Source organism: Serratia sp. 506_PEND (genome assembly GCF_001076875.1).
Classification (GTDB): Bacteria; Pseudomonadota; Gammaproteobacteria; order Enterobacterales; family Enterobacteriaceae; genus Serratia; species Serratia marcescens.
On record NZ_JVEL01000252.1, the window covers coordinates 1 to 22,636 of the forward strand.

Consider the following 22,636-nt stretch of genomic DNA (forward strand, 5'->3'; position numbering starts at 1 on the left):
AAATCATTCCTCACGCACACTCATAAGCAGCAATGAAGGTTGAGCAAGTGGATTAATCTCAAAATAATACGTCTAAATCGCAAGGGTTCAAACCAAAATGCAATCAAAATTAATTTATTGATTTAAAGGAAAATAATTATTGATTAAGCATGCTTTTCAAGCAGAAATTTTGAAGGAATGCGAATGCTTGCGAGTCATTCGCATCAGAATGAAGTTGAATTAGTGCTGCATAAACATACGAGTAGCTGTTACAAGGATGCAGGGCTGGCGGCAATTATCCTTATCTATTTGCTCTCAGAACTGACTCTGCTAACGGGAAATGAGTTCACCGACGGCGAACCGTGCAGAATGCATTTCATACTCTAGTGACACGAACAAACCACACAGCAAGTTTCTGTATAAAATTCCTACGCTGGTGACGTTCAACTTCTTGAGCACGGATTTCCTCCTGTTCCTTTTGTCTCTGATTGGTTAGCAGCGTCGGATCTCTCTGCAAAAATCCTCGGTAGGCTGATTCGGCAATGAGGGAATCGGGCTAGTTTCTCTTCTCTCTTCGCTACATTTGGGCAATCCCAACAGCAATGCCCCTTTTAGCCTCTTCACGTTTACTACGAGCATCAGCCAAAGTCACGTCGGGATAAACCCCAAGAGCAAGCAACTTCTCCTTGCCTACAACACGGTACTTAAGCCGCCAATAATCAAAAGGTAAAGTCCCCCACCATCAGAGAGTTTGTAAGGTTCATCTTTTGGCTTTGCGGTATCAACCTGACGGGCGTTAAGTTTCACTGGGGATATCTCCATAAGACTGAACAGCACATACCCTAAATGTACCCCCATATGCATGTAGATTTTGGGGTGTGTCAGTAGACGTCAGAATACAAGCGAGAGCTGGAGAATGCTGATTATAAGGGGTTTCAGTGAACTGGAGTAGACTTTGAGAGATGCTTGATTGGTGCGATAATAGGAGTAGAACCTACGACCTTCGCATTATGAAAGCGAGCCAACTCCAAAATGAGTACAATAAATATATATTTTTAATATAAATCATTAATATCAATAATATACAATTAAAATCACGATTCAACGTCTAACCCCTTCCCCGCAGCGTTTCTCTCCGCTGCCGGAAACGGAAAAATCCACGCTTCGGCGTGGATTTTTTGTTTCTCGGTTCTGTGTTTTGACGGTCTGGACACAGAGCATCACGGTCTCATGTTTCCCACAGAACGATCTCGCCGAACGTTTCATTGCGCCCGTCATGACGGCATTATCCGCATCACAGCACGAAAAACGGCTCTCGTGTTGATCCCTTGTCCTACAGGAAAAAGCTTGTCATCTTCCCTTGCGTCTTTATAATGAGTATTTACTCACTTATTAAAGGAGCCTCACCGTGGCCCGTCCCCGCAGTGAAGAAAAGCAGCAGGCGCTCTTGCAGGCCGCCACCGACATTTTTGCCGAACAAGGATTAGCGGCGCCCACATCGGCCATCGCCAGGAAAGCCGGCGTCTCGGAAGGCACGCTGTTCCGCTACTTTGAAAATAAGGACGTACTGCTGAGCGCAGTCTGCGACTACCTGCTTGATGAAATGGAGCGCCTGCTGACGCAAAGCTTGCAGGGCGTTTTGCCGGGTAAAGATCAAATGCAGCTCGCCTGGGATGCCTACATTGATTGGGCGCTCGCCAATCCCGCCGCGTATGCGACAGGGAACAAATTGATGGTCTCCGGCAAGTTATCCCCTGCACAGAGGGAAAGAAGCGTACGGTTCGGTGATATTTCCCAGCTGGGTATTCCATTGGTCCAAGGGCTGGATTTACCGCAGTCGAGCGAGTTTCAGGGCATGATCTGCACGGTAATGGCCAATGGCGTTATCGATATGGCCGTTCAAAAACCGCACCTGTTGGATATTTACAAACGCGCAGGTTATGAAGCCATGATGCGAGCCATTGAGCTTCCTGACGCTCATACAGCCATCTAGCTTCTTTTTTTAATTATATAATGAGTGTGTACTCACGCATTAAAAAAGACACGACAATCATGCCACCCGTTTCAAAACTAAAAATGCTGCGAACACGGCCCTATCCAAGGCTCCGCCGACTCATATTCGTTTCTCTTATTCTCAGCGTGTCTTTGATCCTCTGCGCTTGCGCAACCGCACCTGCATCAGACCGTTTGTCAGGAACCCAGCATGTTCCAACAAAATGGCGGGCCTCCCTGCCTGACTCGGCACACGTGCCTGTGTGGAATGCATGGCCCTCCGCCCGAAATGAATCAGGCGCCCGGCGCTTGCGCGCTCCGGCTGGCAAGCCCAGTCACGAGGAGAATGAGCGCGGAGCAAAAACGCCGGTTGCGCGTGCAAATTTGGAGTGCGTTCAGGCGTTATGGAATGACGCTCGCAAACTGGTTGCGGCAGAGGCTGCGGCCCTCTATTACGCATCACGCACCTGCCGGCGACAACACGCGTTCTCTCTCCAAAGCGCGCCATTGCCTGAATCCCCCGAACGGGCGAGACAAACGCCCCCGCGTCGAACGTCCTCCCCTCTGCGTGGGGACGTCGCCGAGCGCGGCAAGACCGCTGCCGATGGAAACGGGAGCAACCGCCACACCACCAGGAATTCCGTTTCCTTGATGTTGGATTTATCGCGCGTGGATACCGAACCCGGCGAAAGCGCAGCGGATTGGCGGGCTGAACCGCATGAGCATCATAACCGCGTGCGATCGACCGTGCGGAAGTGGATACGGCGTTTGTTCACTTCGTCAGAGCGAACAGTGCTTCAACGCCAGGCTGAACCGCAGCAGAACAGCACCGGATTCGTTTGAAATTCAATACAGAACAATACATCGCCGCGCCGTTGGCGACTGGTCCGACAAATAATTACCTTATGGGTTCTCCCGATGACACAACTGATAGCTCAAAACACGCGCCCCCGCTTTTGGTCTTTACAGACACTTCGTACAACCGCGCTGATGATGCCGATTGCCGCCGCCTTATCGGCCTGCGATGCGCCGGCGGACAAGGTTGCCCCACCGGCAGATAAACCGACGCTGACCGTGGCCCTGACGACGCCGGCAAGACAATCCCTTTCCCGCACCATCACGGCCAATGGTTCGATTGCGGCCTGGCAAGAGGCGATCATCAGCCCGGAGGCTAATGGACTGCGCGTGCAAAAACTGTTGGTGCAGGAAGGGGATGTGGTGCGCCAGGGCCAACCTCTGGCGGAATTTACACGCGATTCCGTGATGAATGACTGGCTGCTGGCGAAAGCCGATCTCAACGAAGCGAAAGCGGTCGCGTTGAATGCGCAAGCGGATGGAAAACGAGCGCGGTTGTTGCGCGGTGTCGGCAGCCTGAGCGAACAGGATATCCAAAAGCTGTTAACCCAGGAAAAGACGGCGCAGGCGCGTCTGGAATCGGCGAAAGCGCGGATGGCGGCCCAGCAGTTGCGACTAGACCAGACGATATTGCGCGCCCCCGATGACGGCATCATTTCCGCGCGATCGGCCGCGGTCGGTTCAGTTCCTATGCAAAGCACCGAAATGTTCCGCCTGATCCGCCAGGGAAAATTTGAATGGCGAGCGGAATTGTCGGCGCAGCAGCTGGAACAAATCCAACCGGGGCAAAAAGCGCAGATCGCTTCACCTGGCGGTAACACCTGGGAAGGCATCGTGCGCCTGGCGGCACCGACGGTCAATTCGACCTCGCGCCGCGGAATTGCCTATGTGGACATCCTCCCATCAACCGCGAAGAATGCCTCGCCGATTCGGCCCGGCACGTATGCCAGCGGTACGATTACGGTAGGCGATCGGCAAGGGCTGACCGTGCCGCAATCCGCCGTCGTGGCGCGCGACGGTTTTCACCTGGTGTTCACCTTAGATGACGAGCTGCATGCACATCCGCTTAAAGTCGCGGTAGGCCGTCTGGTGAATGACCAGCAGGAGATCCTGTCCGGTCTTCAAGGCGCGGAACGCATCGTCGCCAGCGGCGGCGTGTTCCTCAATGAGGGCGATAAAGTCCAGTTGGCCAACACGGCCGAGGCTTCCAACTCATCGGATCCGCGCTAAGAGGCCCATTATGAATATCTCAACCTGGTCCATTCGCAACCCTATTCCGTCCATCTTGCTCTTTGTCATCTTGAGCGTTGCCGGCTTTTATTCTTTCAAATTGATGAAGATCCAGAGCTTCCCGGACATGGATGTGCCCACGGTCACCGTATCCGCTTCGCTTCCGGGCGCTGCGCCGCCCCAGCTCGAAACGGAGGTGGCGCGCAAGCTGGAGGACACCGTCTCTTCGGTACAGGGTTTGAAGAACCTGCGCACCACGATCCAGGATGGACTGGTCGATATCTCAGCGGAGTTTCGTCTGGAAAAACCCGTTCAGGAAGCGGTGGATGAAGTCCGCTCAGCCGTGCAAAGCATTCGCACCGAATTGCCGACGGATTTGCGTGATCCTATCGTTCGCAAGCTCAACATCACGGGCAAACCTGTCCTGGCCTTTTCCATCAGCGCCAGCAAGATGGATGAGAATGAGCTGTCCTGGTTCGTGGACAATACCCTGTCGCGGCGTCTGAGAGGCGTCGCCGGCGTAGGGTCGGTCACCCGTGTGGGCGGCGTGAACCGCGAGATCCAAGTCGAACTCGATCCGGTCAAACTGGAGGCGATTGGCGCCACCGCCGCCGAGGTTTCCCGCCAGTTGCGCGATGTACAGATGGACGCGACGGGCGGGCGAGTCGATCTGGGGCGGGGAAAACAGCCGCTGCGTTTGGTCGCCCGCGTCAAGAACGTGGATGAATTAGCCGCTGTCGAACTGTCGTTGCCCGGCGGGCAACGTTTTCGCCTGGACGACGTGGCGACGCTGAAAGACACCATTGCAGAACGCAGTTCACTTGCGCTCCTCAACGGCCAGAAGGTGGTTGGCTTTGAGATCACGCGCGCCAAAGGCGCCGGTGAAGTCGAGGTCGGCGACAAGGTTGAAAAAGTTCTGGCGCAATTGCGTGCGGAGCGGCCTGATTTGCACGTCACGCAGGTCTTCGACTTTGTCCGGCCTGTGCAGGAGGAGTTCGACGCCTCCATGCACATGATTTATGAAGGCGCCATTCTCGCCATCCTGGTGGTCTTCATGTTTCTGCGCGATATCCGAGCGACGTTGATCTCGGCGGCGGCGTTGCCCCTGTCGATTTTACCGGCCTTCATCGGTATGGACATGATGGGCTTCTCGCTCAGTATCGTCACGCTGCTGGCGCTATCGCTGGTGATTGGCCTGTTGGTGGATGATGCCATCGTCGAAGTGGAGAACATCGAACGCCACATCGGCATGGGCAAACCGCCGTACCAGGCCGCGATGGATGCCGCATCGGAAATCGGCCTGGCCGTCGTCGCCACGACATTTGCCTTGATCGCCGTTTTCCTGCCGACGGCCTTCATGTCCGGCGTTGCCGGAAGATTCTTCACGCAGTTTGGATGGACGGCGGCGCTGGCGGTGTTTGCCTCGCTGGTTGTGGCGCGCTTGCTGACGCCGATGATGGCCGCCTACCTGATGAAGCCGCATACGCGCCCTCAACGCGATCCTTTCTGGATGGCGCTCTACCTGCGCGCCTGTCGGTGGACGCTGCGGCACCGCGGGCTCACCCTGGCGCTGGCCGGCGGGTTCTTTATCGGCTCTCTGATGCTTATCCCTCTGCTGCCCCAGGGCTTTTTCCCTGCAGATGACAACTCCCAGACGCAGGTGACGTTGGAACTGCCGCCGGGGAGCACGCTGGAACAAACCCAGGCAGTGGCCGAACGCGCTCGGCATCGCCTGGCCCCCATCCCGCATATCCGCAACATCTATACCACCATCGGTGGCGGCGCAACGGGCGGCGATGTCATGGCTTCCGACGGAAAAACCGATGTTCGCATGGCAACGCTGACGGTGTTGTTGGATGCGCGTAACGAGCGCCCGAAGAAACAGGTCATCGAAGGCGAGATACGCACGGCGATGGCAGCGCTTCCGGGCGTGCGCAGCAAGGTGGGGTTTGGCGGCTCAGGTGAGAAATACCAATTGGTGCTGGCCGGCGATGATCCTCAGCTGCTGGCAAAGGCGGCCGATGCCGTATTAAGTGACCTGCGGCAGATCCCCGGCCTCGGCAATATTGCCTCCAGCGCCGGGCTGGCGCGCAGCGAAGTCCTCTTGCAGCCCAATTTCGCCAAAGCGGCCGATCTGGGGGTATCGGGCGTCGCGATTGCCGATACATTGCGTATCGCAACCGTGGGTGACTACGATCAGTTTCTGTCAAAATTCAACGTGGAGCAGCGCCAGATCCCGATCGTCGTCAAGCTGTCAAAGGACATCCGTGAAGATATGGGGGTACTTGAACGTTTGACCGTACCAGGCGCCAGAGGCCCGGTGCTGCTCAATCAGATCGTCAATATCGAGCAAGGCAGTGGGCCGGCGCAGATTAATCGCATCAATCGCACACGCAGCGTGACCCTTGACGTGGAACTGTCGGGCACCCAGCTCGGGGATCTGGCCGCTCAGGTGGCGAAGCTGCCGTCAATCCAGAATCTGCCGACCGGTGTGCACCAGGTTGTGCAGGGTGATGACGAAATGATGAAGGAGCTGTTTTCCGGTTTCGGTACGGCAATGGTCGCCGGCATCCTGGCCATCTATATCGTGCTGGTTCTGCTGTTCAAAGACTTCTTCCAACCGATCACCATTCTGGCCGCGCTCCCGCTGTCATTGGGCGGCGCATTCGTTGGGTTACTGCTGGCGGGCCAGTCTTTCTCGATGTCATCCCTGATCGGGTTAATCATGTTGATGGGGATTGCGACCAAAAACTCGATCCTGCTGGTCGATTATGCGATCGAGTCACGGCGCGGCCATTACGGCCCGAATGGCGAAGTGCTCAATAAACCCATGAGCCGGACAGAGGCGCTGATTGATGCCTGCCACAAACGTTCCCGCCCCGTCATCATGACGACGTTAGCGATGGGGGCGGGCATGTTGCCCGTGGCTCTGGGTTTCGGCAGTGCCGATCCCAGCTTCCGCAGCCCGATGGCGGTGGCCGTCATCGGAGGATTGATCACCTCCACCGTGCTGAGCCTGCTGGTTATCCCTGTCGTTTATACCCTGATTGACGATCTCGAAAACTGGCTGCGCAAGTTGCCCGGCCTACTGGCACGCAGCAAGAACCTGAGCGGGAGGAAAAAAGCCGGGTTTGCCATGCTTACCGTGGTTTTGCTGTATTGGCTGGCATTTCCTGTCATTCCGTTCCTCGACATTCCCTACAAGATTGTCGTTGTCTCTACGCTTGTCGTGGTCGGTGAAACCTTGTTTGTCATTGCCATCGCCCTGCTGGGCAAAGAGTATTGGGGCCAAATCAAACACTGGCTGCGGCAGAAGGTCTTTAAGCGAAAAGGCTAAGCGCTGATGACGGTTCGCGGTGGCGAATAGCGTTTTGCCGCCGCCGCGCCCCCATCAACGTCTCCCCACGCCGAAGGCCGATTCTCGCTGCGCCACCTCTCCCCCGCCGAAGGCCCCGGCGCCGGCGGTTTCAATCCGTCAATGGTCCACAGCGAGAACGGCGTTTCGTCGGCGTGCAGTTCCCGACACAGCCCGCGGGCGGCGATGTCGGGTTGCAGGATGCGGGTGCAGGCCGCCAGGAATTGCTGCTGCTCCGCGTCGTTGTCCATGGCGCGGGCGATATGATCGATGGTCACCCGCACGAAGTCATCGGCCGGCTCGCCGCCGAGATAGGCCGACCCTGGCGGCAGCGCGTGAAAAAACACGTTGACGTAAAAACGCGGCAAGAACTCCTGATACAGGGCGGAGACCTTCTGTGCGATCGCGCGTTTAGCGGCAATACCCGACGCGCCCCGATCGCTGCGAGTATCTGCCGACGGAGAAGGGAAAGGATCTCGGGTTGCTGGTGATGGCGATGATTCAGATTGGCGACAAATGGAATCTGTCCGAGCTGGCCGGGCCGCCGCTGCGCGTAGTTGACCGCGCGACCGGCCACCCCACTACCTTGCCCGTGGTAGATGCCGTGACCGGCGCATCGCTGCCGCCGCAAAACCTGGCGCTGGCGGCCGGGCCCGGCGCCGATGAGATCACGCGATGGCGGCTGGCCGTCGGCCAGGCCCGTTAACGGCGCGCTACAACAGCGCAATCATCTTCAGCAGTTCCACCCGATTACGGATGCCGAACTTCTTGCCGGCATTGTTGAGGTGCGAATAAACGGTTTTCGGGTGCAAATTCAGCCGCCGCGCGGTCTGGCGGATATCTTCGGTGCGGGCGGTTTCACACAGCACCGCCGCCTCGCCAGGCGTGATCGCCGCCGCCCGATGCCGGTTCACCACGCGCCGTTCGCCCGCCGCTTCACGGCGGACTAGCGCCGCGCAGGTTTCCCGCACCACCTGCAGCGCTTCCCGTTTGTGCAAAATCGCATCCGGCCGCGCCGCCGCGATAAATGCCAGGATCAGCGGCGAAGTCTTATCGACGAAGAACAGTATCCGGACGTCTTTATATTCAGCGCGGCAAAGGTCAACAAACCTCAAATAGGCTTCGAACCGATAGATTTCATGGGGAAAATCCATGATAATTAAATCAGGCGCCGGGCTTATATTTTTAACGATGTTAATATTAGGCGCAGATAAGGTTATCACCCCACCGCCCAATAATGTTTTCATACCTAACCGGCACAACGACGAACCGTCGATATAAATCACTCTCACTTTAATTCTCCTTATCAGCATGAAAACATGCTTCCACACCTTAGGCAGCTTGTCGCTGTTCTTTTTTGGGGTAATTCGTTTGCAAAGCACACCGATATAAAACATCTTGATAACATGTTTTTCAAATAATCACGCAACAGTCAGCACGTTGATTAATACGCAAAAAAGGCATGAATGTTTCAAATTATTTCATAAGTAAAAACTGACAACCCAATAAAAACGCAACGCAATGATATAGATCTATTTTCCATTTTGTATGATATAAGGGAAAATGAAAATAAATGTAACAACCCACACCATCACCTTATTACCATGTGGAAAACACCTATAGGGAAAATTCTTAGTTTGTTAGGATGAAAATCCATGTTTGCCGACGCGTTTAAAAAACAATTGCGCAACATGATTAATCAACAAACGCACGTCAGTAATTTATTACTGTCAGGAAAGCTTTTCTCTAAAGTTAATTAAAGGGCATTTCACATGAATGTTAAATTAGTCGCATTATCCATGCTGGCTCTCTCCGGCGCCTGTGCGGCCGCCTCATCCAATACCGTGCAATTCAAAGGCGAAGTCAGCACGCAAACCTGTTCGGTGAATATTAACGGCAACCAATCCAACCCGGTCGTGTTGCTGCCGACCGTCGCCGCCAGCAAACTCGCCGCCAAAGGCGCCACCGCCGGCGACACCACCTTTACCGTTAACGTGACGGGCTGCGCCGCGGCGACCAGCGATACGGCGATCAAAACCGTGCTGGCGGGCAACAACCCGACCACCAACGGCAACCTGGGCAACGCGGGCGATGCGGCCAAGGTGTCCATTCAACTGCTGGACAGCGACGCCACCACGCCGCTGTCATTCGCCAGCGGTTCGACCGTCACCACCTCCGCGATGACGCTGGCGAAGGACGCCACCTCCACCTCACAGAACCTGGTGGCCCGCTACTACGCGGAAGACACCGGCGTGGCGGCCGGTTCGGTGATCGCCACCGCCCAGTTCGCCATTAGCTACAAATAAGCCGGCGTCAGGCGCCATACCTGTTGATGCCAGCGCCGTTCCTTAGCGGGCGGCGCTGAATGACTCGCTCCCTTTATCGGTTCACGTTTATGCCGCAGATAACCCGCTCCGCCCGCCGATGGGCCGCCCTGTCGCTTTGCCTGATGAGTTTTGCCGCCACCCACGCCTTGGCCAGCGTAACGCTGCTCGGCAACCGCGTGATCTACCCCGCCGAGGCGCGGGAAAAAACGCTGCAGTTCACCAATGACGACGGCGCCCCGGCGCTGATGCAGATCTGGCTCGACATCAATAACCCGCAGTCCACGCCGGAAAACGCCGATGCACCCTTTGTCGCCTCGCCGCAAATCTTCCGCATGGCCCCGCACAGCGGGCAAATGGTGCGGCTGTCGTTCGTCGGCCAGCCGCTGGCGCGCGATCGCGAATCGCTGTTCTACCTCAACTTCCTGCAGGTGCCCGCCGTGCGTCAGACGGACAGCGACAAGAACAAACTGCTGCTGGTGGTCACCAATCGGCTGAAGGTGTTCTATCGCCCCGCCGGGCTGGCCGGCGACGCCAACCACGTCATCGATCGGCTTAGCCTGCGCCAGGTCGGCAACGCGCTGCGCATCGACAACCCGACCGGCTACTACGCCAACGTCAGCCAGGCCGCGATCCTGAGCGGCGCGAAACGCACCGTGATCCCGCAGGCGGATCTGATCCCCCCGTTTTCGCAGGCCAGCTGGCCGGTGAACGGGGAGGTGCGGCAGGTCGCGCTGCGCGTCATCAATGACTATGGGGTGGAAATCACGCGCACCCTGAACGTCGCGCGCTGAAACCAGACAGGGAGGTTTTCATGTTCGATGTCCGCAAGGCGACGCCGCTGCCCGCGCGCTGGTGCTGCGCGCTGCTGGCGTTGCCGCTGGGCTGCGCCGCCGCCGACGGCTATACCTTCGATCCCGCGCTGCTGCGCGGCAGCGTGCTGAGCAACAGCGCCCTGAGCCAGTTCAACCAACAGGACGCCGTCGCCCCCGGCAGCTATCAGATCGATCTGTACCTCAACGGCCAGTTTCTCGAGCGCGACCAAATTCGCTTCGTGCGCGCAGACAAGCAGGTGCTGCCCTGTTTCGATCGGCCGCAGCTGACACGCTTCGGGCTGAAGAATCCGCCGGCGGCCGAGGCGGAATGCCTGCTGCCCGGCCGGGATCTCAAAGACATCGCGGTGAATGCCGATATCTCGCGGCTACGGCTGGATCTGAGCATTCCGCAGGCGCTGTTGAACGGCCAGCCGCGCGGCAGCGTCAACCCCGCCAGCCTGGACAGCGGCGAATCGATGGCCTTCGTCAATTACAACCTCAACCAGTACCACGTCAGCTACCGGCAGGGGCAAACCCGCGACCTCGATTCGACCTACGCCAACCTGAACGGCGGGTTCAACCTCGGGCTATGGCGCTACCGTCAGCAGTCCAGCTACCGCTACGATCGGGAGTTCGGCGGTCACCTGGACACCAGCCGCCGCTACGTGCAGCGCGCAATCCTGCCCTGGCGCAGCGAAATGCTGTTGGGCGAAGGCTTTACCGACGGGCACTTCTTCTCTGGCCTGGGCTTTCGCGGCATTCAGCTCAGTTCGGACGATCGCATGCTGCCGGATTCACAGCGCGGCTATGCGCCGGTGGTGCGCGGCGTGGCGAAAAGCAACGCGCGCGTGACGGTGCTGCAGGGCAAAAGCACGCTGTACGAAACCACCGTTGCGCCGGGGCCGTTCGCCATCAACGATCTGTACGCCACCAACTACGCCGGCGATCTGACCGTAGTGGTGACCGAAGCCGACGGCAGCGTCAGCACCTTCACCGTGCCGTTCGCCGCAGTGCCGGAATCCATCCGCCCCGGCCAGTCTCGCTACTCCGCCATTGTCGGCCGTTCCCGCTACGTCGGCGACAACGATCTGTTCAGCGAAGTGACCTGGCAGCACGGCCTGACCAACGCCCTGACCTTCAACCTCGGCAACCAGCTGGCGGACGGCTATCAGGCGATGATGCTGGGCGGCGTGTACAGCAACGAACTGGGCGCCTTCGGCATGGACACCACCTATTCCCACGCCAGCCTGCCGGACGGCGGCGCCTCAGGCTGGATGCTGCATCTCTCTTACAGCCGAACCTTCAGCCCGACGGACACCACCTTATCCATCGCCGGCTACCGCTACTCCACCGAAGGTTTCCGCGATCTCAGCGACGTGCTCGGCGTGCGGCGCGCCGCCGTCACCGGCCAACGCTGGCAGTCCGACTCCTACCGCCAGCGTTCGCGTTTCGAGGTGGCCGTCAATCAGGGCATGGGCGCGTTCGGCAGCCTGACGATGTCCGGCTCGACCCAGGACTACCGCGATCAGCGCGGCCGCGATAATCAGCTCCAGTTGGGCTGGGGGAAAACATTCGGCAACGGCGTGGCGCTTAACCTCTCCGTCACCCGCACCCGCAGCCTGGGCTACGGCAACGGCGACTACCGCGGCTACGGGCCGCTGGACAACGTCTACAGCGCGCCGTTGGCGCAGAACACGCAGACCGTCACCGCCCTGTCGCTGAGCTTCCCGCTCGGGCGTTCGTCATCCGCCCCCAGCGTCTCGCTGCTGGCCAACCACAGCCAGGGTCAGGGCGGCAACTATCAGGCTGCGCTGTCGGGCAGCGTCGGTGACGAGCAGCCAGTCAGCTACGGCCTGAACTTCACCACCGACGACGATCGCCAACAAAGCATCTGGGGCGGCAACCTGCAAACCCGCCTGCCCTACGCCAACGTCACCGGCTCGTTCTCCACCGCGCGCCAATATCGACAAGGCTCACTGTCGCTGCAGGGCGCGGTGGTGGCGCACCGCGGCGGCGTGACATTAGGGCCGTATGTCGGTGACACCTTCGCCCTGATCGAGGCGCCCGGCGCCAGCGGCGCGCAGGTGATGGACGGTCAGGGCGCGCGTGTCGATCGCTTCGGCTATGCGCTGGCGCCGGCGCTGGTGCCCTATCACTACAACACCGTCGCGCTGAACCCCGAGGGCATGAATGACAAAGCGGAACTGGAAGACGGCCAGCGGCGCGTCGCGCCGTACGCCGGCGCCACGGTGCGCCTGCGCTTCAACACCGTGCGCGGCCAGGCGCTGCTGATCACCGCGCAGCGGCCCGATAACGCGCCGATCCCGATGGGCGCCACCGTATTGGACAAAGCGGGCAACAGCGTGGGCATGGTCGGCCAGGCCAATCAGGTGTATCTGCGCAGCGACCGGAATGCCGGTGTGCTGACGCTGAACTGGGGCGACGCGCCCGGTCAGCAGTGCACGCTGCATTACCGCCTGCCCGTCGCGGAAGACAGCCCGATCCAACGGCTCAGCGCCCCGTGCCGCTAGCCCGTTTAACTTATCTCAGGAGAGACGATGAAACGCATTTCTTATCTGGTCGCCGCCCCGGCGCTGTTCGCCCTGTCGCTGTTCGGCGCGCCCGCGGCGCTGGCGCAATGCACGCGGGTCGCCCCCTGGATCGACTCCGGCTGCGATCCTTGCGGGGTGGGCACGGCGCTGGGTCGGGTCAACCTGACCAGCACCTATCTGCAGCCCGTCGGCACGCCGCTCGGCACCAGCCTGTTCGATCTGACCTCCGGCACCCGCTATCCCGATCCCAATAAGGTGCTGTATGAATGCGATGCCGGCGATATCGGGCAAATTTATGAAGTCTTCGCCACCAACGGCGACGATCGCGTCGGCGGCTATTACGATCTGGGCGCCAGGGACGGCAACCCCAACTATTACGCCACCTACTTCCCTTACGTCGGCATCCGTTTGACCCACCTGGATTCCGGCAAGGTTTTTACCCGTTACTGGCAGTCGGCGCCGATTACCCGCTACGCCACCGTCGGCAACAAAATCCAGATCCGGGTGAAAGACTTCAGCGCCATCCGCGCCGATCTGATCCGCATCAGCTCGCTGCCGGGCGCGGGCGCCAGCAACTACTGCGGCTACAGCGCCGGCAACCCGCTGGTGGGCATGGCGTCGACCACCGGCAATTCGAACTATACCTGCACGCAGCCGAACGGCTATGTCACCTTTCAGGGGCCCGGCATCGCCTCGGATCCTATCGGCAGCGATTCCGCCACCAACTACGCCACCTGGGGCACCGGGCGCTGGAATGCGATGGGCATGGGCACCGCACCGATCTCTTCGCTGACCTATACCGCCACCTGCGTGGCGCGCAACGTCACGCCGCTGGTGATCCTGCCGACCCTCTCCGTCAGCCAGTTGACCGCCGGGCAAACCTCACAGGCGCAGTTCACCCTCAATATCGAATGTGACAACGCCGCCGTGTCCGGCGTCAGCAGCAACAATACCGCCCTCGGCCTGCAGGTGCCGTATGAAAGCTATGTCGCGGCGCAGCGACTCGGGTTGGTCAGCGCCAACGGCGGCGTGAGTTACCTGCTCTCCAGCGGCTACGGCACCGACAGCAGCGTCGCTACCGGCGTGGGCATCGCGCTCGCCAACGCCGGCAACGGCGCGCCGATGAACTTTGTCGGCTGGGCGCGCTGCAGCGCCGGGCAATGCCCGCAGGGCAACGACGCCGGCTGGTATCCGGTGCTCAACGGCGCCAGCGGCGGCGGCAGCACCGCGGCGGGGTTTACCCACTACACCACCCAGCTCACCGCCACGCTCGCCCGGCTGCCTGGCCAAACCGTCACCGCCGGCAAGGTGGACGCCAGGGCCTACGTCTGGGTTAAGGTGCAATGATGAGAAAGAAATGCCTGATTATGGGATGCGCCCTGCTGCTGGCGCTGGCTTCCATCGGCGCGCAGGCGGGCATCATCGCCTCCGCCACGCGGGTGATCTTTCACGAGGGCGAGACGGAAAAAACCCTGATGCTGCTCAACACCAACGGCTATCCGATCGTGGCGCAAACCTGGGTCGATAACGGTGACGTCAACGCCGCCCCCGAACTGTCCCGCGCGCCGTTTGTCACCCTGCCCAGCGTATTCGCCCTGCAGCCTTCGGCGCTGAAAGGGCTGCGGATCCTGTTTGCCGGCGCGAGCCTGCCCGCCGACAGGGAGTCGGTGTTCTGGCTTAACCTGTATGAGATCCCGCCCAGCCGGCCGGCCACGCCGCCGCTGGCGTCGAGCGTGACGCTGGCGATGAACACGCAGATGAAAATCTTCTACCGGCCCAGCGCGCTGAAGGGAAACGCCGACAACGCGGCCGAGGCCGTTTCGTTCACGCTGCAAAAATCACCGGGCGGCTATCTGCTGCGCTGTCACAACCGGTCGGAGTTTTATCTCTCGTTCGCGCGCATCGCCGTGCAAACCGACAGGCGCGATGCCCCGGTGCGGCAAGAAAGCGACATGATGACCGCGCCATTCAGCACGCGAGATTATCACCTGGACGACGTTGCAGCGTCGGAACTCCCCTCTCAGATCACCGTTCAGGCCACCCTCATCAACGACCAGGGCCAACAGATCGTCAAGTCATACACAGCAAACCCATAACGATAAAAAGCAGCACATTTTTTAAGTACAGGAAATAGGGAAAATGAGTCTAAGCAGATTCCAGCTACAGTTTCACCTGGAGAAACAGGCCAACATCATCAGGCAGTCACCGGCGTTTCACGCCGCCATCGTCAAACACGGGGAGTTATTGAAAGAGACCTACAAGAAACATCCGCTGTTTTACAAAATCATCTTCAGGAACAGCCGGTTCATCATTTGTTCCACCATCCTGTCCATTTATTACCACCAGCCCGCCGCCGGGCTGAAAGACATCAAAGCCTTTTTTAAAGGGAAAAATTTGATCAGCGAGAACTCCCTGGACTCCTTTCTGTTTTTCTTGCGGGTCGGGCGCCGGCTGGAGGTCAAACCCTGTGAGCATGACAAACGCCAGTTACGCTATAAGCCTACGCCGCACGCGCTGGCGGAAACCCAGGCGCTGATCGCCTCAATGGCGCGGCCTTATCAGGCGCTGGCGCCACAGATGCCCATCGCGGCGCTGCTGGCGGCGCCCGGCTTTCTGTCCACCTTTTTCGCCGCCTACGGACAACTGATGCTCAAGGAGATCTACCTGATCGATCTGGTGCAACAGTCAGGGCTGTTTATCAGCAAAGATGCCGGCCACATGGTGCTGTTGATGCTGTTTATCGAAAGCATCCGACAGGACTCCCCTTTTCTGCTGCTCTCCTCGGCCAAAATCGCCAAGTCCTGCTCCGTCTCACGCGCGCACGTGAACCGCATTCTGCAGGCGGCGGAAAAATCCGGTCTGCTGACCACCACCAATAATGTGGTGATCGAACTCAACAGTTCGTTCTTCATCATGGCGGAGCGCTATTTCAGTCTCTATTTCGCAATGGTCGAATTCGGACTTGAACGGGTTTGGCAAACGCAACAATCCGCCTCGCACTCCTGAGCCCTTTACCGCGCCCGCAATACCCGATCGATCAACCCCCAGGCCGCCGCTTCGTCGGCGGTCATGAAGCGATCGCGATCCAACACCCGCTCCACCTCTTCATAACTTAGGCCGCAATGTTGGGCATACAGCCGAATCACCCGGTCTTTGGTGCGCTTCATCTCTTCGGCGTGGATCAAGATGTCGGAGGCCTGCCCCTGAAAGCCGCCCAGCGGCTGATGCACGTGCAGGCTGGCATTAGGCAGCGCCATGCGGTGCCCCGGTTCGCCGGCCATCAACAGAAACGACCCCATCGAACGCGCGGTGCCCATGCACAGCGTATGCACCGGCGCGCGGATATACTGCATGGTGTCGTAAATCGCCAGCCCGCTGGTGATCGCCCCGCCCGGCGAGTTAATGTACAGGTGGATCGGTTTTTCCGGGTTTTCCGCCTCCAGAAACAGCAACTGGGCACACAGCATTTCGGCCACGTCGTCGTTGACTTCGCCGTTAAGGAACACGATCCGATCGCGCAGCAGGCGCGAATAAATATCAAAGGAACGTTCTCCCCGGCTGGTTTGTTCCACCACCATCGGGACGAGCATCATCTTCTCACGCATCGGTGAACTCCTGGGTTGGCAACAAAGAGAAATGTGTTTAACGCGTCAGGCGGCGCGCATCACCGTCGGCGGGCCATCGTTGGCGGCGTCGAACTGGTGGATAATCCGCAGCAGGCTGCCGCCGCCGGCGTCCGGCACGATCTGCAGGGTGACGATGCTTTCGAGAAACGGCGGTTGGTCGTCGCGCAGGCGATAGCTCACCGCCTCGCCCGGCGTGGCGGCCAACGGTTCAGCCTGCGCCAGATCCCCCGTCGGCAGCCATTGCTCGCGCAATTCAGGAACGCTGAGCGCCCGCCACACTTTTTCCGGCGGCGCCTCAAGCGCATACTCCAACACCAGCCGGTCGCGCGGCGGCCGCTCAGCCTGTTTGTTCATTGATCCATGTCCTTCAGCAAGGTTTGCAGCGCGTCGATGCGCGCCGGCCAGTAGGCGCGGTACTTCGCCAGCCACTGGGCGATCTGCGCCAGCCCTTCCGGGTCGACCTGGTAATTGACGCAGCGCCCCTGCTTCGTCTCGCGTACCAGTCCGGCGTTACGCAGCACCGCCAGGTGTTGTGACATCGCCGACTGGCTGATGGGCAGCCCTTCGCGCAACGCACTGGCGTTCATGCTGGCGACAGCGAGTTTGTCGAAGATGCGGCGGCGGGTCGGATCGGCCAACGCCTTGAAGATGTCATTTTCGTTCATATAAACACATTAGTATTCACTTATGTATTATGCAACCGAGCACGGCATTTTTTGCTGCAAAAGAGACTCCGCGCCGCAGCGCGGAGTGAATGGACGAGGCATGATCGCGCTTATGAACGGATCGGGATCACCAGCACGTCGATATTCAGTTGGTTGATGGCGTTGCGGGTAGAGGAAAACAGGTTGCCCCACAGATCGTGGTGATGACCGAACACCAATAGATCGATGTTCTTGTCCACGACCGCCGTGCGCAGTTCGTCAACGAAGCCGCCGCGCCCGATGATCACTTCCGCGATCGGGTAATTGACGTTTTGCGTGGTGGGTTCCAGCTCTTTGCGGATCTTCTCTTCGAACGGCACGCCGTCATAGCTGCGTTCCGAAAAGCCGATCGCCGCGTGGTAGGTGTCGTAGTGGACGTCCACATAGATCAGCGAGAGTTTGGCCTGCAGCGCTTCCGCCAGCAACGCCCCCTTTTCGACCAGCCGTTTGCCGTCATCGCTCAGATCGGTGGCGATGACAATATGGTGGTAACACATAGCGCCTCCTGTCATGGACTCGGTTGAGCCGAGGCTCCGATATCACGCCGGGGTCATATCGTTATGATTAATTTTAGTTCAGAAATAGCGCTCATGGCGGGAGGTGATGCGGTGGGAAAGCCCCGTTGCCGGGGCTGAAGGCAGAAATTATTTCTCGCGCTGCGCCTCAAACCAGACGTTGCACAACGACAGGATCAGCGTGTTGGCGTCTTTCACCAGCACGTTATCACCGGGCACCCCATCAGTGCCCTGATCGGTGATGCCTTTGATGACGGTATCCGCGTGCTGAATGGCCACACGCTCGACCGACGGCGTGCTGATGCCCAGCATCGGGAAATCGATATAGGAGCTGCTGCCGGCATTGTCCTCGACAAACTCCTGCGCTTCTACGGTGCTGACGGTCGCCCCTTCGCTTTTCAGCGCCGTGTCGTTCCAGCTGAACGCATCCGCCTTATAGCTGATTTTGCCGCCGATCAGGCTCTGCGCCTGTTGCTGATCCCAGCAGCCGGTGGTTTGAGTCGGCACAATTTTGTTGACGCGCCAGTTGCCCAGCAGTTGTTTAGGGATCGGCCCGGTATCGCTCTCCGCCGCCCGAACCTGAGTCGCCGAGACGCAGGCCAACACCACCAGCGGCAGCAGCGCCTTGCTCCAAGTGTTCAATCGCATTGTCTATTCCTTCGTTTCAGTACCCAGTCTGCCCTTACGGGCCAACGGCTATCATAATAAGCCCGCCGATTCGCCGTCAAAACAATCCGCACCGCGCCGGGCAGCGGCCGCTCATAGCTAATCGCTATGAGTCATAGTGAATCAGTATTTTGTTTTAGCCCAGCGATTACCTACAGTCACTGCCACTATTCTGCCCGCCAAAATTAGCAGGCAATGTTGACAAGGACTCTGGGAAAATGACATTTACGCTGAAAAACCTCACGTTGGCGCTGGCCGCCGCCGGCACGCTGCTGCTGACCGCATGCGGCCCGACCGCACAGGACGAGCACCACATCAAGGTCGGCATCAGCGCCGGCATCGATCAGTCGCTGTGGGCGGTGGTGCAGAAGGTCGCCAAGCAAAAATACGATCTGGACGTGGAGGTGGTGACCTTCAACGATTACGTGCTGCCGAACGAAGCGCTGAACAATGGCGATCTGGACGTCAACGCCTTCCAGCACAAGCCTTACCTGGACAAGCAGATGCAGGAGCGTGGCTACAAGCTGGCGGCGGTGGGCAATACCTTCGTCTACCCGATCGCCGGGTATTCGAAGAAGATAACCGCACTCAGCCAGTTGCCGGACGGCGCGCAGGTGGCGGTGCCTAACGATCCGACCAACCTGGGCCGTTCGCTGCTGCTGTTGCAAAAACAGGGGCTGATTACCCTGAAAGACGGCGTCGGCCTGCTGCCGACCGCGCTGGATATCGTCAGCAACCCGAAAAAGCTGAAGATCGTCGAGATTGAAGCGCCGCAACTGCCGCGCGCGCTGGACGACCAACAGGTGACGCTGGCGATCATCAACACCAACTATTCCAGCCAGATTGGCCTGTCGCCGGCCAAGGACGGGCTGTTTGTCGAAGACAAAAACTCGCCTTACGTCAACATCTTCGCCAGCCGCATCGACAACAAAGACAGCGAGAAAGTGAAGGATCTGGTCAAGGCCTACCAGACTGATGAAGTGGCGGCCAGCGCCGCCGACATCTACAAAGGTGACGCCGTCAAAGGCTGGTAAATCTCTCCCGTATGCCCGTGGCGCCAGGCCACGGGCCATGCCAACCTCAGCCGCGCTGAATGGACACGCCGCCGTCCACCAGCATCGCGGTGCCGGTGACGAATGAGGAAGCGTCAGACGCCAGATACAGCGCCGCCTGCGCGATCTCCTCCGGCATCGCCAGCCGCTTCAGCGCGTGCAGATCGGCCACCTGCGCCAGCGCCTCCGGGGTATTGCTCATCTGCCGGCCCATCGCCGTGTCGGTGCCCCCCGGCAGCAGCGCGTTCACCCGAATGCCGCGCCCGCCAAACTCCACCGCCAGCGCCTGCGTCAGGCCGATCAGCCCCGATTTTCCGGCCGCATAGGCTGCCGTGCCGGGAAACGCCGCGGTGTGGCCGACGAACGTGGAGGTGAAGATCACCGAGCCCGCGCCGCGCGCCAGCATGGCGGGAATTTGATGCTTGGCGCCGTAATAGGCGCTGGACAGGTTGGTTTCCAGCACCTCGCGCCATTCTGACGCGCTGAGCGCCAGCGACGGCCCCAGCGGCCCCAAGGTGCCGGCGTTGTTGAAGGCGATATCCAGCCCGCCGAATTCGTCGACCGCCGTCGCCGTCAGCCGTTCGGCGAAGGCTTCGTCGCGCACGTCACCCACCACCGCCAATGCTCGGCCGCCCTCGCGCCGAATGTCCTCCACCAACTCGGCCAACAGCGGCGCGCGCCGGGCGCCCAACACCAGCGCCGCCCCCTTCCGGGCGAACAGCAGCGCTGCCGCTTTGCCGATCCCCGAACTGGCGCCGCCGATCACCGCCACCTTGCCGTTTAATGCATTCATCGCTCATCCTCACGCGGTTTAAAGATCCTCAGTGTGAGGCAAGATCCCGCGCCGCGCTGGCCGCAAGCGGACATGTAACTGACGCCAATAAAAAAGGCGCTGCAAGCAGCGCCCCGGCAACGCGAACCTGGCGGTTAACTCACGGCCTGGCCGCGTATTTTCCCTGATTGGCCGGCGTCACCAGCTCGAACGGGATCCAGTAATACGGCTCGAGCTTTTCACCGTTGATCATGCGCTGCGCCACATCGACCGAGGCCTTGCCCTGGCCGACCGCGTCCTGGAACACCGTGACCTGCATCTTGCCGGAGGCCAGCGCCTTGAGGCCGTCGGGCGTAGCGTCGATGCCGCCGATCAGCACTTTCTTGTCCGCCTTGCCCGCCTGCTGCAGCGCCATGATCGCGCCGATCGCCATCTCGTCGTTGTTGGCGGCGACGATGTCGATCGCTTCGCCGTTGGTCAGCCAGTTCATCATCAGATCCATGCCTTCACTGCGTGAATAGTTGGCGCTCTGCTTCTGCACCACTTTCATTTTCGGGTACCTGGCCACCACCTGCTCCACGTCTTTGGTGCGCTGCAGCGCGCCGGCGTCGGTCAGGTTGCCGATCATCACCGCCACGTTGCCCTGATAGTTGGCCAGCCGCGCCAACTCTTCCATCTGCAACGTGCCGGATTCCCGCTCGTCGGAGCCGACGAACACCACGCCCTGCGGCAGTTTGGCGTCGCCCGGCGTGCGGTTCACGTACACCAGCGGCACGCCGGCGGCCTGCACCATTTTGGTCATTACCGGCGTGCTGGCCGAGTTGACCGGATCGACGATAATCGCGTCCACCCCGGCGCTGATAAAACTCTGCACCTGATCGGTCTGGCGGCCGACGTCGCCGCGCGCGTCCTCGAACTGCACTGTAATGCCGCGCGCCTTGGCCTCCTTGTCGATCGCCTGGCGGATAATGGTGAGGAAGTTCTGGTCGAAATAGGCCATCGATACGCCGATGGTTTGCGCCAATGCCGGGGTGGACGCACACAGCGCCACCGCCAGCCACAGCCCTTTCAGGTAATTCATGATGTGCCCCCCGGTAAAAAAACGCCGCCGGCCAACCTTGGCGCCGGCGGCAATTCACGGCAATCAGTGTTTTTTGCGATTGCGACGCATGTCGATCGACACGGCGGCGACGATAATCACGCCTTTGATGATGTCCTGAATGTAAGAATCGACGCCGATAAAGGTGAAACCGCTTTTGATAAGGCCGAGGATCACCGCGCCGATCAGCGTGCCGGTGATGCGCCCGACGCCGCCCATCAGGCTGCTGCCGCCGATCACCGCCGCGGCGATGGCGTCCAGCTCGTACGACATCCCCATGCTCGACTGGCCGCTGCTGACGCGCGCCGCCAGCACCACGCCCGCCAGTCCCGCCAACCCGCCGGCGATGGTGTAAACCGTCACCAGATATTTGTTGACGTTGATGCCGGACACCCGCGCCGAGGTCATATTGCCGCCGATGGCGTAGATGTATTTGCCGTAGCGGGTGTGTTTGAGCGCGATATGGAAGATCACCGCAATCACCAGGAAGATGATCACCGGCATCGCGCCCTGGCCGATTGACGTGAAGCCGTCCGACAGGAAGCTGACCGGATTGCCCTTGGTGTAGTACTGCGCCAGACCGCGCGCCGATACCATCATCCCCAGCGTGGCGATGAACGGCGGAATGCCGGTGCGGGTGATCAGGAAGCCGTTGATAAAGCCGCAGACAATGCCCACCCCAATCCCCGCGCCGATCGGGATCGCCGCCGGCAGATCGAGCAGCCCCGGGTACATCGGCGAAATGCTGTCCGAGGTCTGCGCCAGGCTGGCCGCTACCACCGCGGTCAGCGCAATCAGCGAACCGGAGGAGAGATCGATGCCGGTGGTGATGATCACCTGGGTGACGCCCACCGCGATGATGCCGATGATCGCCACCTGCAGCACGATCAGCAGCAGGCGGTTCGGGTTCAGCAGGAACGACTGATCGCGCATGTACCAGCCGAGGATTTCGAAGATCAGCGCGATGCCGATCATCACGATGAAGATGCCGGTATCCTTCGGCATTTTGCCGCTCAGCCCGGAGAACAGCGTTCCCTTGCCCGTTGAATCGGCGGAGAGCGGCTTCTCAATCTTTACGTTACTCATGATGTTCACCCTTC

Annotated in this window: 21 protein-coding genes and 1 pseudogene; 11 read left to right on the forward strand and 11 right to left on the reverse strand. The window is 59.6% G+C overall.

Translation table 11 applies throughout. The annotated features are described in order from the left end of the window. Window positions 1-530 precede the first annotated feature (530 nt). Window positions 531-786, reverse strand: a pseudogene (locus tag ADK28_RS29835) (Arm DNA-binding domain-containing protein); the annotation flags it as partial. Window positions 787-1,387: 601 nt separating this feature from the next. Here ADK28_RS29835 and ADK28_RS06475 point away from each other — a divergent pair. The 3 genes from ADK28_RS06475 (at window position 1,388) to ADK28_RS06485 (ending at window position 7,393) form a co-directional block, all read left to right on the forward strand. Then, a complete protein-coding gene (locus ADK28_RS06475) occupies window positions 1,388-1,972 on the forward strand; it encodes a TetR/AcrR family transcriptional regulator (RefSeq protein ID WP_048795208.1) in 585 nt (194 codons plus the stop codon). Window positions 1,973-2,889: 917 nt separating this feature from the next. Next, window positions 2,890-4,056, forward strand: coding sequence for an efflux RND transporter periplasmic adaptor subunit (locus ADK28_RS06480; RefSeq protein WP_239686216.1), 1,167 nt, complete (start codon window positions 2,890-2,892; stop codon window positions 4,054-4,056). A 10-nt stretch (window positions 4,057-4,066) separates the two neighbouring features. Next, entirely contained in the window at window positions 4,067-7,393 is a 3,327-nt protein-coding gene (locus ADK28_RS06485; RefSeq protein ID WP_048795210.1) for an efflux RND transporter permease subunit, read from the forward strand. On the opposite strand, the gene ADK28_RS06490 is transcribed toward ADK28_RS06485, so the two are convergent. After that, window positions 7,390-7,779, reverse strand: coding sequence for a tautomerase family protein (locus tag ADK28_RS06490; protein WP_232065828.1), 390 nt, complete (start codon window positions 7,777-7,779; stop codon window positions 7,390-7,392). The two genes, ADK28_RS06485 and ADK28_RS06490, sit on opposite strands and share 4 nt — an antisense overlap. Window positions 7,780-7,898: 119 nt before the next feature. On the opposite strand from ADK28_RS06490, the gene ADK28_RS06495 reads away from it, so the two are divergent. After that, complete coding sequence (locus ADK28_RS06495; RefSeq protein ID WP_239686217.1) at window positions 7,899-8,117, forward strand: hypothetical protein; 219 nt, start codon at window positions 7,899-7,901, stop codon at window positions 8,115-8,117. A gap of 7 nt (window positions 8,118-8,124) precedes the next feature. Here ADK28_RS06495 and ADK28_RS06500 read toward each other — a convergent pair whose 3' ends face one another. Beyond that, complete coding sequence (locus ADK28_RS06500) at window positions 8,125-8,565, reverse strand: helix-turn-helix transcriptional regulator (RefSeq protein ID WP_016928112.1); 441 nt, start codon at window positions 8,563-8,565, stop codon at window positions 8,125-8,127. Between the two features lie 618 nt (window positions 8,566-9,183). Between ADK28_RS06500 and ADK28_RS06505 the strand changes: the two genes are divergently transcribed. From ADK28_RS06505 to ADK28_RS06530, 6 genes are read left to right on the forward strand one after another with little or no spacing between them, the layout of a single operon-like run. Beyond that, the gene (locus ADK28_RS06505; RefSeq protein WP_033640638.1) at window positions 9,184-9,717 is read left to right on the forward strand and encodes a fimbrial protein; all 534 of its coding nucleotides are present in this window, start codon (window positions 9,184-9,186) and stop codon (window positions 9,715-9,717) included. A 59-nt stretch (window positions 9,718-9,776) separates the two neighbouring features. Then, window positions 9,777-10,529 carry a fimbrial biogenesis chaperone gene (locus ADK28_RS06510; protein WP_227944613.1) on the forward strand — a complete coding sequence of 251 codons (753 nt, stop codon included), beginning with the start codon at window positions 9,777-9,779 and terminating at the stop codon, window positions 10,527-10,529. 20 nt (window positions 10,530-10,549) lie between these two features. Beyond that, on the forward strand, window positions 10,550-13,081 hold the full coding sequence (locus ADK28_RS06515; protein ID WP_048795212.1) for a fimbria/pilus outer membrane usher protein: 2,532 nt from the start codon (window positions 10,550-10,552) through the stop codon (window positions 13,079-13,081). Window positions 13,082-13,108: 27 nt separating this feature from the next. Beyond that, window positions 13,109-14,449 carry a fimbrial protein gene (locus tag ADK28_RS06520; RefSeq protein ID WP_048795213.1) on the forward strand — a complete coding sequence of 447 codons (1,341 nt, stop codon included), beginning with the start codon at window positions 13,109-13,111 and terminating at the stop codon, window positions 14,447-14,449. Continuing rightward, on the forward strand, window positions 14,446-15,198 hold the full coding sequence (locus ADK28_RS06525; protein ID WP_239686218.1) for a fimbrial biogenesis chaperone: 753 nt from the start codon (window positions 14,446-14,448) through the stop codon (window positions 15,196-15,198). Before ADK28_RS06520 ends, ADK28_RS06525 begins: the two co-directional genes overlap by 4 nt. Before the next feature lie 43 nt (window positions 15,199-15,241). Beyond that, a complete protein-coding gene (locus ADK28_RS06530) occupies window positions 15,242-16,108 on the forward strand; it encodes a hypothetical protein (protein ID WP_033640644.1) in 867 nt (288 codons plus the stop codon). 5 nt (window positions 16,109-16,113) lie between these two features. Here ADK28_RS06530 and ADK28_RS06535 read toward each other — a convergent pair whose 3' ends face one another. From ADK28_RS06535 to ADK28_RS06555, 5 genes are all read right to left on the reverse strand, one after another. Beyond that, entirely contained in the window at window positions 16,114-16,707 is a 594-nt protein-coding gene (locus ADK28_RS06535; protein ID WP_033640645.1) for an ATP-dependent Clp protease proteolytic subunit, read from the reverse strand. A 45-nt stretch (window positions 16,708-16,752) separates the two neighbouring features. Next, entirely contained in the window at window positions 16,753-17,082 is a 330-nt protein-coding gene (locus ADK28_RS06540; RefSeq protein ID WP_048795215.1) for an SRPBCC family protein, read from the reverse strand. Next, window positions 17,079-17,393: an ArsR/SmtB family transcription factor gene (locus ADK28_RS06545; RefSeq protein WP_016928121.1), complete on the reverse strand. Its 315-nt coding sequence runs from the start codon at window positions 17,391-17,393 to the stop codon at window positions 17,079-17,081. Before ADK28_RS06545 ends, ADK28_RS06540 begins: the two co-directional genes overlap by 4 nt. A gap of 110 nt (window positions 17,394-17,503) precedes the next feature. Next, window positions 17,504-17,929 (reverse strand): universal stress protein, encoded by a 426-nt coding sequence (locus ADK28_RS06550; RefSeq protein WP_048795216.1) that lies wholly within the window; start codon window positions 17,927-17,929, stop codon window positions 17,504-17,506. 147 nt (window positions 17,930-18,076) lie between these two features. Continuing rightward, window positions 18,077-18,595 carry a hypothetical protein gene (locus ADK28_RS06555; RefSeq protein ID WP_048795217.1) on the reverse strand — a complete coding sequence of 173 codons (519 nt, stop codon included), beginning with the start codon at window positions 18,593-18,595 and terminating at the stop codon, window positions 18,077-18,079. A gap of 236 nt (window positions 18,596-18,831) precedes the next feature. Here ADK28_RS06555 and metQ point away from each other — a divergent pair, with 236 nt between their 5' ends. Continuing rightward, complete coding sequence (gene metQ / locus ADK28_RS06560) at window positions 18,832-19,647, forward strand: methionine ABC transporter substrate-binding lipoprotein MetQ (protein WP_016928123.1); 816 nt, start codon at window positions 18,832-18,834, stop codon at window positions 19,645-19,647. Between the two features lie 46 nt (window positions 19,648-19,693). Here metQ and ADK28_RS06565 read toward each other — a convergent pair whose 3' ends face one another. The 3 genes from ADK28_RS06565 to ADK28_RS06575 all read right to left on the reverse strand — a co-directional run bounded on the left by ADK28_RS06565 (window position 19,694) and on the right by ADK28_RS06575 (window position 22,622). Further along, entirely contained in the window at window positions 19,694-20,458 is a 765-nt protein-coding gene (locus tag ADK28_RS06565) for an SDR family oxidoreductase (RefSeq protein ID WP_048795218.1), read from the reverse strand. A 139-nt stretch (window positions 20,459-20,597) separates the two neighbouring features. After that, a complete protein-coding gene (locus ADK28_RS06570; protein ID WP_048795219.1) occupies window positions 20,598-21,518 on the reverse strand; it encodes a sugar ABC transporter substrate-binding protein in 921 nt (306 codons plus the stop codon). A gap of 63 nt (window positions 21,519-21,581) precedes the next feature. Next, window positions 21,582-22,622, reverse strand: a complete 1,041-nt coding sequence (locus tag ADK28_RS06575; protein ID WP_025160279.1) for an ABC transporter permease — start codon at window positions 22,620-22,622, stop codon at window positions 21,582-21,584. Window positions 22,623-22,636: the final 14 nt, after the last annotated feature.

What these genes read in the sequence shown, in the direction of transcription:
- ADK28_RS06505 (WP_033640638.1), top strand. Translation starts at nt 9,184, where the DNA reads ATGAATGTTAAATTAGTCGCATTATCCATGCTGGCTCTCTCCGGCGCC.
- ADK28_RS06525 (WP_239686218.1), top strand. Translation starts at nt 14,446, where the DNA reads ATGATGAGAAAGAAATGCCTGATTATGGGATGCGCCCTGCTGCTGGCG.
- ADK28_RS06565 (WP_048795218.1), bottom strand. Translation starts at nt 20,458, where the DNA reads ATGAATGCATTAAACGGCAAGGTGGCGGTGATCGGCGGCGCCAGTTCG.
- ADK28_RS06540 (WP_048795215.1), bottom strand. Translation starts at nt 17,082, where the DNA reads ATGAACAAACAGGCTGAGCGGCCGCCGCGCGACCGGCTGGTGTTGGAG.
- ADK28_RS06480 (WP_239686216.1), top strand. Translation starts at nt 2,890, where the DNA reads ATGACACAACTGATAGCTCAAAACACGCGCCCCCGCTTTTGGTCTTTA.
- ADK28_RS06520 (WP_048795213.1), top strand. Translation starts at nt 13,109, where the DNA reads ATGAAACGCATTTCTTATCTGGTCGCCGCCCCGGCGCTGTTCGCCCTG.
- ADK28_RS06535 (WP_033640645.1), bottom strand. Translation starts at nt 16,707, where the DNA reads ATGCGTGAGAAGATGATGCTCGTCCCGATGGTGGTGGAACAAACCAGC.
- ADK28_RS06510 (WP_227944613.1), top strand. Translation starts at nt 9,777, where the DNA reads ATGACTCGCTCCCTTTATCGGTTCACGTTTATGCCGCAGATAACCCGC.
- ADK28_RS06555 (WP_048795217.1), bottom strand. Translation starts at nt 18,595, where the DNA reads ATGCGATTGAACACTTGGAGCAAGGCGCTGCTGCCGCTGGTGGTGTTG.
- metQ (WP_016928123.1), top strand. Translation starts at nt 18,832, where the DNA reads ATGACATTTACGCTGAAAAACCTCACGTTGGCGCTGGCCGCCGCCGGC.
- ADK28_RS06515 (WP_048795212.1), top strand. Translation starts at nt 10,550, where the DNA reads ATGTTCGATGTCCGCAAGGCGACGCCGCTGCCCGCGCGCTGGTGCTGC.
- ADK28_RS06530 (WP_033640644.1), top strand. Translation starts at nt 15,242, where the DNA reads ATGAGTCTAAGCAGATTCCAGCTACAGTTTCACCTGGAGAAACAGGCC.
- ADK28_RS06485 (WP_048795210.1), top strand. Translation starts at nt 4,067, where the DNA reads ATGAATATCTCAACCTGGTCCATTCGCAACCCTATTCCGTCCATCTTG.
- ADK28_RS06500 (WP_016928112.1), bottom strand. Translation starts at nt 8,565, where the DNA reads ATGGATTTTCCCCATGAAATCTATCGGTTCGAAGCCTATTTGAGGTTT.
- ADK28_RS06545 (WP_016928121.1), bottom strand. Translation starts at nt 17,393, where the DNA reads ATGAACGAAAATGACATCTTCAAGGCGTTGGCCGATCCGACCCGCCGC.
- ADK28_RS06570 (WP_048795219.1), bottom strand. Translation starts at nt 21,518, where the DNA reads ATGAATTACCTGAAAGGGCTGTGGCTGGCGGTGGCGCTGTGTGCGTCC.
- ADK28_RS06575 (WP_025160279.1), bottom strand. Translation starts at nt 22,622, where the DNA reads ATGAGTAACGTAAAGATTGAGAAGCCGCTCTCCGCCGATTCAACGGGC.
- ADK28_RS06550 (WP_048795216.1), bottom strand. Translation starts at nt 17,929, where the DNA reads ATGTGTTACCACCATATTGTCATCGCCACCGATCTGAGCGATGACGGC.